Consider the following 14,082-nt stretch of genomic DNA (forward strand, 5'->3'; position numbering starts at 1 on the left):
ACATGACGCCGTTAGAGTACCGAAATGCGGCATAAATTCTCTACGAGATGACTGTGTTATAAATGGGGTATTTACACCTGTACCCTCAGAAAGCTGCACGATCTGGGCATTTATCTGCCTACTGCGTCCGTTTAACTCTTTAATAATAGCGGGGCAAACTCCTAAGAGAACTTAACAGATCAGTGAGGCTTATTTTGGAAAAAATAGAAACGATGAACCCAACCACACAATTATCCACCACATCAACACACCCAGCGCGTCAGCAGCGGATTTTGCGCTTGCCCGAGGTAAAGGCAAAAACAGGCTTTGGCCGCAGTACCATTTATGCCCCTTTTTATATAAAGAGAGGGGCCAACGGTGAATTTCCGCGATCCATTCATATTGGTGCGCGTGCCGTGGGCTGGTTAGAAAGCGATATCGACCAGTGGATTGAAACCCGCCGTATCGGTGCTGCTTATGGCCGTGGTTAAACCAATTACCTGCCAGTGATATGCATAGCAACGAGCCAACATTACCGGCTGGTTTTGCCTATAACGCGCAAAACTGGCTGGCGTGAAGCCACCGAAGGCCTAAGCCCAGATCGCGCCGCCAAAGCACTGATGGCCGCAGCGCAAAGTCAGCCTACCCGATAACACCCGTCCACGCATGTATTGTATTAAAGGCAGTATATTGGATGACTAAAAAGGCAATGAATCCTGTGTAGGCTTGTCGCCTTGCAGCGTACTGCCAGTCAACATAAGTACCTAACGATACTTGAAGTCCAACACGGACAGTACCGCTAGAGGCATTCCCGTGAACCGCTAGCATACCAACAACCAGCACCGAACGAATAACAAATACGCTCAATTATTTGGTTTTAACTCAAATAAGTTAAGAATAATCAAAATTGTGGTAGGGTAAGCAACAGTGAAAAACTCCCAAGTTTATGGTTAAGAAAACACCGTGGAGAGAGCATGATCCGCTGCCACCTAGCCCGATTAATGGGTGAGAGAAAAATGCGCATTAGCGACGTGATGCGTGAAACCGGTCTCAGCCGTACCACCGTCACGCTAATGTACAAAGAAACCGCGCTCAAGGTGGACTTAGAGGCGCTCGATAAGCTGTGTGAATTATTTAACTGCTCTCTAAGCGATTTGCTTGAGCAGGTTCCTGATTAAAACTATTACAAGGAATGTTATGGCTCCCAATACCCATAAATTCAATGAAGATAGCCGGGTAAAAATCCCTGCCATACTGCACCTGATGCGTTTAGGCTATCAGTACCTGTCACTTAAAGGGCAAAGCTGGGATCTCGACACCAATATCTTCCCTGACGTATTCAAAACCGCTATCGGCAAAATTAACCCTGGCATTGAAGATGCTGAAGCCGGTCGTTTGTTGGAAGATGTCAAACTATTGCTGGATAACGAAGACCTAGGCAAAGCCTTTTTTGAGCGCTTGTCACAGCGTTCAAATACCAAGCTGATCGACTTTGAAAACTTCAATAACAACACCTTCCATGTTGTTACTGAGCTAACCTGCCAAAACGGCGATGAAGAATTCAGGCCAGACATCACGCTGCTTATCAATGGCATGCCGTTAGTGTTTATCGAGGTGAAGAAGCCAAATAATCGCGAAGGTATCTTGGCCGAGCGTGACCGCATCAACAAACGCTTTCAAAACCCTAAGTTCAAGCGTTTTGCCAACATTACCCAGTTTATGATTTTCTCCAATAACATGGAGTACGACGACGGCGACCCAGAACCCGTCCAAGGTGCCTTCTATGCCAGTAGTTCTTACCATAAGCCGGTATTTAACTATTTTCGCGAAGAAGAAGTCTTAAACTTAACCGCTTTGTTGAAGCCGGTATCGGACGATGACGAGCTAAAAGTCTTAAAAGACAACAATCTGGAAGTGATCCGCAGTAACCCAGAGTTCCAGACCAACAAGCAACCCGAGCGCCCAACCAACCGCATCTGTACCTCTTTACTCAGCCGTGAGCGCTTAGCCTTTATTTTGCGTTACGCCTTGGCGTATGTGTCTGAGTCTGACGGGCTACAAAAACACATCATGCGTTATCCGCAGTTGTTTGCCACCAAAGCCATTGAACAAAAGCTTAGCGAAGGCGTTAAAAAAGGCATTATTTGGCACACCCAAGGCAGCGGTAAAACCGCACTCGCTTTTTATAGCGTGCGTTTTTTGACTGACTACTTCCAAAAGCAGCAAGTCATCCCTAAGTTTTATTTTATTGTTGACCGCTTAGACTTACTGCAACAAGCGCAGCGCGAATTTACCGCCCGTGGCCTTACGGTATATACCGTCAACTCGCGAGAAGATTTTGCTCGCGACATTAAAGCTACACAGGTGATCCATAACCATTCTGGCAAGCCAGAAATTACCGTGGTAAACATTCAAAAATTTCAAGACGACCCAGATGTGGTCAGCACTAAAGACTACAACGTCGCGATACAACGCGTGTATTTTTTAGACGAAGTACACCGCAGTTATAACCCTAAAGGCAGTTTCTTAGCCAACCTAAGCCAGTCAGACAGCAACGCCATTAAAATTGGCCTAACTGGTACGCCGCTATTGGGGGATGACTACAATTCACGCGCTTTGTTTGGCGACTACATTCACAAGTACTACTACAACGCGTCCATAGCTGACGGTTACACCTTGCGCCTAATTCATGAGGAGATCAGCACTCAATACAAAATTGAATTACAAAAAGCCCTTGAAGAAGCCGAAGTAAAAATGGGCGATGTCGATCGCAAACTGATTTACGCCCACCCAAGTTTTGTTGAGCCCATGCTGACTTACATCGTAAACGATTTTGAAAAAAGCCGTGGCGCATTAAACGATGCAACGATTGGTGGCATGGTCATTTGCGACAGCTCAGACCAAGCTAAACAGATGTTTGAAATCTTCAATGGCGTTTATGCCGATACACCTATTCTGCCGCAAACATCCAATTCAAATAGCCAGGTACTCGAAGTCGCTGAGCCCGCGCCAACCAGTTATGCTGAGTCTGCTAAACAAGCACAAAAGGTAAAAAACGCCGCCCTAATCCTGCACGACATCGGCAGCAAAGAAGAGCGCAAAAACTGGGTAGAAGACTTCAAAGCAGGCAAAATCGACTTTTTGTTTGTTTACAACATGCTACTCACCGGTTTTGACGCCAAACGCCTGAAAAAGCTTTACCTTGGTCGGGTGATCCGCAAGCACAACTTGCTGCAAGCGCTCACACGAGTGAACCGTACTTACAAAGATTTCCGCTACGGTTATGTGGTGGATTTTGCTGATATTCGTAAAGAGTTCGATGCCACTAACAAAGCTTATTTCGACGAATTACAGGCGGAACTGGGCGATGAGATGGAGCATTACTCACACCTGTTTAAATCTCAGGAAGAGATCAAGCAAGAAATCGAGCATATCAAAGACTTGCTGTTCCGTTTTGATACCGACAACATGGAAGAGTTCTGCAATCAGATCAGCCAAATACAAGACCGCGATACCGTGCTGGCACTCAAAAAAGCCTTAGCCGATGCTCGCAGCTTATATAACTTGATCCGTTTGCAAGGCGAGTATGATTTTCTCGATGAACTGGATTTTGCCAAGCTCAATGTGCTGTATCGTGAAACCAGTAATCACTTGGACTTACTCAATCTTAAAAACGACTTAGAAAGCGGTGAAGACACCACTAACTTGCTCAACCGCGCCTTAGAAGATGTGATTTTCAAGTTTGTAAAAATCGGCGAAGAAGAGCTAGTCCTGGCCGACAAACTGAAAAACACCCTGCGCCAAACTCGAGAAGCACTAGCTAGCAACTTTGACCAGCAAGACCCGCAATTTATTAGCTTGAAAGAAGAGCTAGAGCGCCTGTTTAAGAAGAAAAACTTAAGCGAAGTGACTCAAGATGAAATGGTGGCCAACATTGGCGCGCTGAATAAAATTCACGACCGCGTCAAAGAGCTCAACCGCGAAAACAACCAATTAAGGCAAAAATACCTAGGCGATGCCAAATACACCCGCATTCACAAGCGCTTACAAGAGCGCCAGCAAAGCCAAAGTGATATTAGCGAGTCCGAACGTAAAATTTTTGAAGCACTCGCGGGTGTAAAACAAGATGCCGACGAGCAAGTGCTCAACAACAGCCAAGTGTTGGATAACGAAAGCTACTTTGAGCGTCAAATGATGCCGCTGGTGATTGGTCGCTTTATGAAAGAGCAGCAAATCAAACTCAACGCCGACGCCTCACGTTACATTAACCACCTCGTCGTCGCGGAATATTTAAAAGAATTTAATACCGGCAGCCAAGCGTGGTAATGCGAGTAACACTGATTAGGAAGTAAGCATTAAAATGGTTGAATTAGAATTTCAGCAAAAAACCAAAACCTTAATTGATAGCTTAAAAAGCATCTGTGCTAACTATGGGTTAGGTAATGACGGTAACGAATTTAAAATCATTACCCAAACGTTTTTGTACAAGTTTTTAAACGACAAGTTCGCCTTTGAAGCAAAAAAGCTCGACGACACTATCGCTAAAGCGGAAAAGTGGGAAGAAGCCCTCGCAGCCATGTCAGAAGACGACCTCGACATGCTGCAATTGCAAATGGGCGGCGATACCGCACGGCTAAAACCGCAGCACTTTATAAGCTACCTGTTTAGCCAACAAAACGCACCGGACTTTGCCAAGCTGTTTGACGATACCCTTATCGATATTGCCATTACCAATAACGATGTATTTGCAGTAAAAACCGATGGCGGCGCAAAAGTGGTACTGTTCGACCGCATCAGCCAATACATTGCCGACGATTCCAAGCGCGATGCTTTCTGCCGCGCCATTATCAACAAATTGGTGGAGTTCAGCTTTGAACGCATTTTTACCCAAAAATTCGACTTCTACGCCACCATCTTTGAATACCTGATCAAAGACTACAACAGCAATTCTGGCGGCAAATACGCCGAGTATTTTACCCCCCATGCAGTGGCGCGCATTATGGCCGAAATCCTCGTACCACAAGCTGAGCGAGGTACCGTACGCAATGTAGCCTGTTACGATCCATCGGCAGGTTCGGGCACGCTATTGATGAATGTCGCCCATGCCATTGGTGAAAATCGCTGTAGCATCTACACGCAGGATATTTCACAAAAATCCTCCAACCTGCTGCGGCTAAACCTGATCTTAAACAACTTAGTTCACTCTATCCCGAATGTGATCCAAGGTAATACCGTTTTGCACCCCTATCACAAAGACGGTAAAGAGTTAAAACGCTTTGACTATATTGTTTCTAACCCGCCATTTAAGCTCGACTTTAGTGACTTTAGAGATGAGCTAGACAGCAAAGAAAATAAAGAACGCTTCTTTGCTGGTATTCCTAAAGCACCGGCGAAAGCAAAAGACAAAATGGCGATTTACTCGTTGTTTTTACAGCACATCATTGCTTCGCTCAAACCAAACGGCAAAGCGGCGGTGGTAGTGCCAACCGGTTTTATTACCGCCCAATCCGGTATCGACAAAAAAATCCGTGAGCACTTGGTGAAAAACAAAATGCTGGCGGGTGTGGTTTCCATGCCATCCAATATTTTCGCCACCACAGGCACTAACGTATCCATTCTATTTATCGACGCCAGAAACGATGGCGATGTGGTACTGGTAGATGCCTCAAACTTGGGTGAAAAAGTCAAAGACGGCAAAAACCAAAAAACCGTATTAACCGCCGAAGAAGAACAGCAAATTATTGATGTGTTTAACGCCAAAGAAACCATCGAAGATCTTTCGGTAGCGGTGAGTTATGCCGACATCGAAGCCAAAAACTACTCACTAAGTGCAGGCCAGTATTTTGATGTGAAAATCGAATATGTCGATATTACCCCAGAACAGTTTGCTGAAAAGATGCAGGGCTTTACCAGTAATTTAGATAGCCTGTTTAGTCAGTCTCGTGATTTGGAAACTGAGATTAAAAAGCAGTTGTCGGGGTTGAAGTATGAGTAACCTCAAGAAGCATCGATTTTGTGACCTATACACAATGTCTTCCGGGATATCGTCTACAAAAGACCAAGCTGGGCATGGCAGTCCATTCCTATCGTTCTCTGTGGTATTCAATAACTATTTCGTACCAGATGCGTTGCCCGACTTGATGGACACGTCTGATAAGGAAAAGGAGACATACTCGATAAAGGCCGGTGATATTTTTCTTACACGAACCAGCGAAGTGGTTGATGAACTCGCGATGAGCTGTGTAGCTATCAAGGATTACCCAAATGCTTCGTATAGTGGCTTTTTGAAACGACTTCGTCCAACACAAACTAACATCACATACTCGAAATTCATGGCTTTCTACCTAAGAAGCCCAATGTTCAGAAAAACCATGACGAACAACGCTGTCATGACGCTTAGAGCAAGCTTAAACGAGGCTATATTTTCATATTTGAATCTTTTGTTACCCGAATATAATGAGCAAGTAAAAGCGGGTGATCTTCTTTACCTATTAAATGAAAAAATCGAACTTAACAACCGCATCAACGCCGAGCTGGAAGCCATGGCCAAAACCCTGTACGACTACTGGTTTGTACAGTTCGATTTCCCCGACGCCAACGGCAAACCCTACAAATCCTCCGGCGGAAAAATGGTCTACAACCCAACCCTAAAGCGGGAAATACCGGAGGGGTGGAGCACAGTTCAGCTTGAAGAAATAATTGAGCGTTCGGGTACAGGGTTAAACCCAAGAGACAACTTCAAACTTGGTGCGGGCAGTAATTACTATGTAACCATCAAGAACGTGACTAATGGAAAAATTGTTCTTGATGACAAATGTGACAAAATTGATGACGAGGCTCTAAAAATTATTGATCGACGTTCTCAACTACAGCCTGGGGACGTTTTGTTCACTAGCATAGAACCAGTGGGAGTAACTTACCTGATTCAGGAAAAACCATCCGACTGGAATATAAATGAATCCGTATTTACCTTGAGACCAAATTTAAGCAGCGTTACCCCCGAATATCTATATTTATTGCTCTCATCAATGGAAATGAAAGCATTTACTAAAAACTCCTCTTCAGGAAGCGTTCACAAAGGCATAAGACATGGGGTTCTCAAATCATTTCAACTGGCGCACGGCGGAAAGACAATAGTGTACAAATTTTCTCAAATTGTAGATCCGATGCTCAAGCGGATTCACGCCTTGGACAGTGAAAGTTCTGAGCTGGTTAAACTACGCGACTGGCTTCTTCCCATGCTAATGAACGGCCAAGTCACCGTTGGGGAGGCAAACTAAAATGTTAAACCCTACACCCCACCGCTTAATTAGGAGGTAACATGAAATTTAACTTTGCACACTTAGGCGGTATTGATAAAGGCACCGTTGAGCTGGGTGATTTAACTGTGATTTGTGGCCCTAACAATATGGGCAAAACCTATATCAGCTATGCCATCTATGGCTTGTTGCGCCATTTTAAACAGTGGATTGATTTGTCGGTATCGCGTGAGCGTTTAGCACAACTCCGTGAAGAAGGCACACTGCTGATTGAATTGACGGTTTACCAAGCTAAGTTGGCAGATTACCTTAAAAATGCTTCGTCAGCGTTTTCTGATAACTTGCCTCGTTACTTCAATGTTCCAAAGGATTTTTTTAACGGTGCTAAAGCGGAGTTTAGCCATGACCAGCTAGTGTTTGACTTTACTAATGAGTTTAAACAAGCCGTGAGTTTTGGTCAGTCAGAACAGTTAAGCTTTTACAAGGCTGAGAATGAAACCGTGTTATCGGTCACTTTCCAAACCAAAAGCGGGGGTCGTGTTCCTAACCAGATTTTGGATGACGTGATTAGCGACCATATTGCCGATTGTTTGTTTGCGGATTTATTGCCGCGCCCCTTTGTGGTGACATCTGAACGCACCGGCATTGCCTTGTTCTACAAAGAGCTGGATATCAGCAAAAACGCCATTATCGAACACATTACCAGCACCGATAAAGTAACTCCCCTTGAGTTGCTAAACAGCATGCGTTCGCGGTATGCCCAGCCAATCCAAGACAATATTAACGTAGTACGTGATTACGAAAATCTATGTAAGCGGAAGAGTTTTATTAAAGAAGAAAGCGACTGCAAGCCTATTCGTGATGCACTTCAAGACTTAATGGGTGGCTCATACAAATCTGTTGATAAACAAGTGATGTATATGCCCAAAAAAGAGCGCGGCCGCGATAAGGTCGCTATACCAGTTTATGTGGCATCCTCTTCCATTAAGTCGCTTTTTTTGATTGATCTCTACATCAACTCGCTAGCCGAGAAAAACGGCATGTTGATTATCGACGAACCGGAGCTAAATTTACACCCGGATAATCAGCGTAAAATGGCGGGGTTATTAGCCCGTTTAGTCAATTCCGGTGTGAAGGTATTGGTGACGACTCATAGCGATTATTTAATCCGTGAGCTTAACAACCGTGTGATGCTTAACCTTGAAGTAGAAAACAAAGAGCAGATTATGAATTCAGAAAAAATGACTGATTTAGATCTGCTGCAACCTGCACAAATCAAAGCCTACGGCCTAAAAGGCGATCACCAGATCCATGCTGTTGAAGTAGACAAGTACGGTATCAATATGGAAGTGTTTGATAACTTAATCGCCAAAGCCAACGAGCTGGCCGATAAAATTTATTACGGTATCAAGGAGTGATGCATGCTGGTAGCGATGCAAGAAATCATCAACCCTGATGTGGTTATCGATTACGATACCGCCAAGAAACAGTTAAAACTGAAAGAAGGCGGGCCTGATAGCAAGGTAGCTGAGCTGTATATCGAGCATATACCCGACAATGCACTCGCCTTTACCTTGGATTATCAGCCTAAAAAAGATAAGCAGAAATATAAACAGCTTTCTCTCTATATAAGCTCGACTAACGATGCGGGTGTGAATAAAGGCTGTGACCTGATTATTTTGTGGCAAGATACCGAACAAAAACGGGCTTTAGTATTCGACCTAAAATCCGACAGGCTGAAGCCTAAGGATAACCAGAAGCAACTGGACAATTCAGCGTTGTTCTTAAAATACCTACTGAGCATGGCAGAAGTTCATTACGGAATAGATGCCAACGGTATTGAAATTGATAAAGCCATCGTGACTACCAATGCCAGAAACGTACGCAAAAGAACCACATACCAGCCAAATGCTGATACGGCACAGATTGGTAATTATAAAGTTGAAAGTGTGGTGGCTAATGCCTCAAAAACAGCCAGTATTTCCTTTCGGCAGTTGATCAGAGGCGCTGCAAATGGCTAAAGACCTAACCGCATCATCCCATGACCGTCAAAATATCCTTAACAACCGCTACGCTCTGCAACAAGCCGAGCAGCACTTGGGCTTGGGAGGAGTGATCTTTGAAGGTGAAACGGTATTTACCAAGGCACAGGTGGTTGCCTTGTATGACGTTACAGACCGTACTATTGAGCGCTACTTATCTAGCCATGCCGATGAGTTAAAAAGCAACGGCTACCAGGTGCTAAAAGGTAAAAAGCTAAAGGAATTCAAGACGATACTTTCTGGTACCGACATCAATGACGGTACCAAAACCACCGCGCTGGGTTTATTCAGTTTTCGTGCCGTGCTGAATCTGGGTATGCTGCTTACTGAAAGTGAACCCGCACGCCTTTTGCGTTCACGTCTGCTGGATATTGTCTTGGATGTAATGGCCGAGCGCGCTGGTGGTCATACCAAGTTTATTAATCAGCGTGATGAAAATTACCTTGTCTCTGCTCTGCAAGAAGAAAACTACCGCCAACAATTCACTGATGCATTGAATAAGTACGTAGAGGTCAATAAATGGACGTATGCACGCTTTACTAACCTGATATATCAAAGCATTTTTCATGAGAATGCTGCTGAATATAAAAAGGTTTTAAATCTGGCCGCTAAAACCAATATCCGTGAGACCCTATATTCAGAAGTGCTTAATCTGATTGCCAGTTACGAATCAGGCATTGCTCATGAACTAGAACAAGCCAGCAATAAATTAGGCCGCAAGCTTTCGCAGAAAGAAGCGGAAAGTTTGTTTGCGAGTTTTGAGAGTCACCCTCTGTTCAAACCGCTGATTTTGGATGCCAGAACTAAAATGGCCAGTCGCGATTTGTGCTTCCGTGATGCCTTACATGAAAAGCTGGAAGCTTACATTCAATCGGTACCCGAAGCTGATTTTGATCGCTTCTTGGGTGAAAAGAGCCGTTCTTTGGAAGAGCAATTGAGTGATCCAGAAACATTGGCCGTACTCAAACGCTTGAAAGATCGATAAGCAAAGGAATGTGGCTATGAGCGATTCTACAGACACAGGCTTACGGTTCTTCTATTTCGATGTGGCGCATGCGATTAGCGTTCACGATTGGATTATAGAGCATTCTGGCGGGCTAGCAGGCACCAAGGATGTTGGTCAGTTAGCCAGCCCGTTAGAGCACATACAAAATGACTGGTATTACCCAGAAATGGAGGACAAGCTGACTCACTTGGTATTCTCCATTAATAAAAACCATGCTTTTAATGATGGCAATAAACGATCATCGTTGGTGTTAGGCGCTTATTTCCTTGAATTAAACGGTTTTGACTATGTGGTAAAGCGCTTTGCCAAAGAAATGGAAAACATCGTCGTTTGGGTTGCAGATAACGTGATCGATAAGGATCTATTACGTCAGATCATCAGCTCAGTACTTTATGACGACGATTATCCAGAGTCGGTTAAGTTGGCTATATTTGAAGCGATCGAAGCCGCTAAAGATTACTAACCATTTCGTGGATCATCACGAGATGGTACGAATAGATGGCCATTTAGCATTGTTAATATTAAAATCGCACCAACAACACCCCTCCCGCTACCCGTTAGATCAGCGCCCTGTGAGGGGTTACTCTTTTTTGGGGTTTGTGATTCAAGGTTGTATTTTGAAAGAGATAAGCCCCAGTCTTAACGGCGACTGAGGCGCAGCCACGAGCCAAAACACTAGGTAAAGGCTCAACCAGCTTCAATGAGCTTGCGTGAAATTGTGGGAAGTCCATGCTGCTGCGGTGCGAGCATAAGACTGCACCTGAGTTGCGGTTAGTTTTGCCATCGTTTGTTACTCTATATTCCTAAGAAATCGTTAAAATTTGCTCACCATTGCCCACCACTGTTTGTTTATCGATTGGTTCGATAGTTGAGTGATTGAACAATCTGCAAGCAGCACGATAAGTGGAGATGGCATAAGGCGGTGGTGAGATAGATGCAAAAATCTGCTCACCAGATACCTTGACTTTTTGCTTATTGAGTCAAAAAAACAGGTCTTGCCCACCATTTTGCCCACCACTTAAACAGCAACTGGTAACGGACATCTGCAAACTGATTTGGACGGGAAAAATAAAAAATCCCTGTATTTACAAGCAAATAACAGGGCTTCTAAGGCATTCTTGGACGGGTGAAAAAACTATTCTATATTTTGCACCTGTTCTCTCATCTGCTCAATTAACACCTTAATATTCACAGCAGCCTGGGTGGTGCGGGTGTCGATGGCTTTGGAGCCGAGGGTGTTGGCTTCGCGGTTGAGCTCTTGCATCAGAAAATCTAAGCGGCGACCAACTGCGCCAGTGTCTTTTAGTGCGCGGCGTACTTCTTGGATATGGGTATTTAAACGATCAAGTTCTTCGGTTACGTCGCTGCGTTGCGCCAGTAATACCAGCTCTTGTTCGAGGCGTTGGTTGTCAATTTCCACAGCCATTTCTTGGCAACGTGCCAGAATTTTTTGCCGCTGAGCGTCGAGCATGTCTGGCACTAACGCGGTCAATACTTCCACCTCAACGCCTATTTGCGTCAAGCGTTCGTCAATCAAACGCGCCAGCTCATCGCCTTCGCGCGCGCGGTGCTGCTTTAGTTGGGCTAGTCCTTGCTTGAACAGTTCCATGGCTTGCTTTTGCAGGGCTTGGTTGTCTTGGCTTTGACTGGCGATGACTTCAGGCCAGCATAAAATTTCCACAGGATTGATCGTGGCAGGGTTTTGCATTAATTGGGCTATTTGTTCGGCCGCCTTAATGACTTGCTCAGCATAGACAAGATTGATATCAATGCTTTGTTGTTGCGCTGATTCGGTGAATTTGAGTGTGCACTCCAATTTGCCGCGGAAAATTGTTTTGCGTAGCTGTTCGCGAACAGGGGTTTCCAGTTCCCGCAGCACGTCAGGTAGGCGCAGATGGGGCTCTAAATAGCGGTGATTAACTGAGCGAATTTCCCAGGTGAGGGTGCCATTGTTGTCATTGTGCTCAACGCGAGCAAAAGCCGTCATACTCTGTGCCATATAAACCTCGTTGCTGATTCGTAAATAGGCGACAGTTTAACGAGTTTTATCTGTTCATGGGTGCTGAATGAGACGTTAGCGGGCTTTCTCTTTATACTGTGGTCAAAATATATCTGCAATAAGGTGGTTCAATGACACGTCCAAGTGGTCGCAGCGCAGATCAGCTGCGTGAAGTGAAAATAACGCGTAACTATACCTGCCATGCTGAGGGCTCAGTGTTGGTGGAGTTTGGGCAGACTAAGGTGATTTGTACCGTCAGTGTGGAAGAAGGTGTGCCGCGTTTTTTGCGTGGAAAAAATCAAGGCTGGTTAACCGCAGAATACGGCATGTTGCCCAGAGCAACTGGTCAGCGTACGCGCCGTGAGGCGAGCAGTGGTAAGCAGGGCGGGCGCACGCTAGAAATCCAACGCTTGATTGGCCGCTCGTTGCGCGCAGCGCTGGACTTATGCAAGCTGGGTGATTACACCCTGACTGTCGACTGTGATGTGATTCAAGCCGATGGTGGTACACGCACAGCAGCAATCACGGGTGCGATGGTGGCTGTGGTGGACGCATTAAACGTGATGCGCGAGCGCGGCTGGTTAGATAAAAAAGCTGAGTTACCCGTACAGCAAATGATTGCCGCTGTATCTGTGGGTGTTTATCAGGGTGAAGCTGTATTGGATTTGGACTATCCAGAAGACTCAGGCGCAGAAACGGATCTGAATGTGGTGATGACGGATGCCGGTGGTTTTATTGAGGTGCAGGGCACAGCGGAAGGCGCGCCTTTTACCAGTGAGCAGTTAACCAGCATGCTAGCTTTAGCTGAGGGTGGCCTGAAAGAGCTCTTTGCGCTTCAGCAAGCGGCTCTAAGTGCAGTAAATTAATTCATCAAGAGCGTGGGCCAAATGCCTGCGCTCTTGTTGGTAACTTACATGCTCAGCGTCCACTCGTAATCGACCTGAAATGGCGCGTGCTCAGAAAACCGCACGTTACGAAACAAGCGTGCGTTGCGTACAGTACGTTTTAAACCGGGTGTCAGCAGTTGATAGTCAAAACGCCAGCCCAGATTAAGTGCTTGCGCACCATCGCTCGTTGGCCACCAACTGAACTGGTCGCTTTCTCGATTGACTTCCCGCAGAGCATCGATGTAGCCCATGTTGCAAATAACTTCGTCCATCCAAGCACGCTCTTCGGGTAAAAAGCCGACCTTTTCTTGTGCGTCACGCCAGAACTTCACATCAATTTTTTGATGGGCAATATAGGTTGAGCTGCTGTAAATATAATCGCGGCGCTTACGGCGTTGTTTGTCTAAAAAAGGTGTCAGCTCTTGCAGAAATCTAGCTTTTTCTGCCAAAGCTTCGGTGCAGGGTTGTCCGCTTGGGAAGAGGAGGCTAGCAATGCTTATTTTATCGAAGTCAGCTTGGATAAAACGTCCCTGATAATCGCCGCTCATCAGACCCAGTGAGGTGATAATAGCTTTGGGTGGCGTGCGCGTTAAGATAGCCACACCAGCCTGGCCCGGCTGTTCAGCGCTCGTTGAAAAACAAAAAAAATCATCCAGTTGTAATGCGAGTTTTTCTACTTCATCATTAGCAGCGCGGGTATCTTGCAGGCAAATCACATCAGCGTTTTGGTTAGCTAACCAGTCGAACAAACCATTGTTTGCTGCAGCATGAATCCCGTTAACATTTATACTTATAATCCGCATGGGAAACCCCTGTCAAAAACTGCGTGATATGATAACCAAGAATTAAACTTTTAGCTAAGTAACCACTGAAATGTGGCAAAGCTGGCGAACGTAAGTTGTTTATCGTC

Annotated in this window: 12 protein-coding genes; 10 read left to right on the forward strand and 2 right to left on the reverse strand. The window is 45.3% G+C overall.

Annotation, left to right across the window (positions count from 1 at the left end):
• Positions 1 to 194: 194 nt before the first annotated feature.
• The 9 genes from QEZ41_RS10810 to QEZ41_RS10850 all read left to right on the forward strand — a co-directional run bounded on the left by QEZ41_RS10810 (position 195) and on the right by QEZ41_RS10850 (position 10,749).
• Positions 195 to 470, forward strand: coding sequence for a helix-turn-helix transcriptional regulator (locus QEZ41_RS10810; protein ID WP_434556813.1), 276 nt, complete (start codon positions 195 to 197; stop codon positions 468 to 470).
• A gap of 483 nt (positions 471 to 953) precedes the next feature.
• A complete protein-coding gene (locus QEZ41_RS10815; protein ID WP_289411582.1) occupies positions 954 to 1,157 on the forward strand; it encodes a helix-turn-helix domain-containing protein in 204 nt (67 codons plus the stop codon).
• 19 nt (positions 1,158 to 1,176) lie between these two features.
• Positions 1,177 to 4,305 carry a type I restriction endonuclease subunit R gene (locus QEZ41_RS10820; RefSeq protein ID WP_289411584.1) on the forward strand — a complete coding sequence of 1,043 codons (3,129 nt, stop codon included), beginning with the start codon at positions 1,177 to 1,179 and terminating at the stop codon, positions 4,303 to 4,305.
• Between the two features lie 34 nt (positions 4,306 to 4,339).
• On the forward strand, positions 4,340 to 5,974 hold the full coding sequence (locus QEZ41_RS10825; RefSeq protein ID WP_289411586.1) for an HsdM family class I SAM-dependent methyltransferase: 1,635 nt from the start codon (positions 4,340 to 4,342) through the stop codon (positions 5,972 to 5,974).
• Positions 5,967 to 7,259, forward strand: a complete 1,293-nt coding sequence (locus QEZ41_RS10830; protein WP_289411587.1) for a restriction endonuclease subunit S — start codon at positions 5,967 to 5,969, stop codon at positions 7,257 to 7,259. Before QEZ41_RS10825 ends, QEZ41_RS10830 begins: the two co-directional genes overlap by 8 nt.
• A gap of 41 nt (positions 7,260 to 7,300) precedes the next feature.
• Positions 7,301 to 8,656, forward strand: coding sequence for an AAA family ATPase (locus QEZ41_RS10835; protein ID WP_196561039.1), 1,356 nt, complete (start codon positions 7,301 to 7,303; stop codon positions 8,654 to 8,656).
• A gap of 3 nt (positions 8,657 to 8,659) precedes the next feature.
• Positions 8,660 to 9,259: a hypothetical protein gene (locus tag QEZ41_RS10840; RefSeq protein WP_289411593.1), complete on the forward strand. Its 600-nt coding sequence runs from the start codon at positions 8,660 to 8,662 to the stop codon at positions 9,257 to 9,259.
• Positions 9,252 to 10,265 (forward strand): DNA-binding protein, encoded by a 1,014-nt coding sequence (locus QEZ41_RS10845; RefSeq protein WP_289411594.1) that lies wholly within the window; start codon positions 9,252 to 9,254, stop codon positions 10,263 to 10,265. The genes QEZ41_RS10840 and QEZ41_RS10845 overlap by 8 nt, the downstream gene beginning before the upstream one ends.
• 16 nt (positions 10,266 to 10,281) lie before the next feature.
• On the forward strand, positions 10,282 to 10,749 hold the full coding sequence (locus tag QEZ41_RS10850; protein WP_273608430.1) for a type II toxin-antitoxin system death-on-curing family toxin: 468 nt from the start codon (positions 10,282 to 10,284) through the stop codon (positions 10,747 to 10,749).
• A 672-nt stretch (positions 10,750 to 11,421) separates the two neighbouring features.
• On the opposite strand, the gene QEZ41_RS10855 is transcribed toward QEZ41_RS10850, so the two are convergent.
• Complete coding sequence (locus QEZ41_RS10855) at positions 11,422 to 12,285, reverse strand: YicC/YloC family endoribonuclease (protein ID WP_289411597.1); 864 nt, start codon at positions 12,283 to 12,285, stop codon at positions 11,422 to 11,424.
• Positions 12,286 to 12,416: 131 nt separating this feature from the next.
• Here QEZ41_RS10855 and rph point away from each other — a divergent pair, with 131 nt between their 5' ends.
• The gene (gene rph, locus QEZ41_RS10860; RefSeq protein WP_289411599.1) at positions 12,417 to 13,151 is read left to right on the forward strand and encodes a ribonuclease PH; all 735 of its coding nucleotides are present in this window, start codon (positions 12,417 to 12,419) and stop codon (positions 13,149 to 13,151) included.
• 44 nt (positions 13,152 to 13,195) lie between these two features.
• On the opposite strand, the gene QEZ41_RS10865 is transcribed toward rph, so the two are convergent.
• Complete coding sequence (locus QEZ41_RS10865; RefSeq protein WP_289411600.1) at positions 13,196 to 13,975, reverse strand: exodeoxyribonuclease III; 780 nt, start codon at positions 13,973 to 13,975, stop codon at positions 13,196 to 13,198.
• Positions 13,976 to 14,082: the final 107 nt, after the last annotated feature.

It is taken from the genome of Thiopseudomonas acetoxidans (assembly GCF_030362935.1).
GTDB classification, from domain to species: Bacteria; Pseudomonadota; Gammaproteobacteria; order Pseudomonadales; family Pseudomonadaceae; genus Thiopseudomonas; species Thiopseudomonas acetoxidans.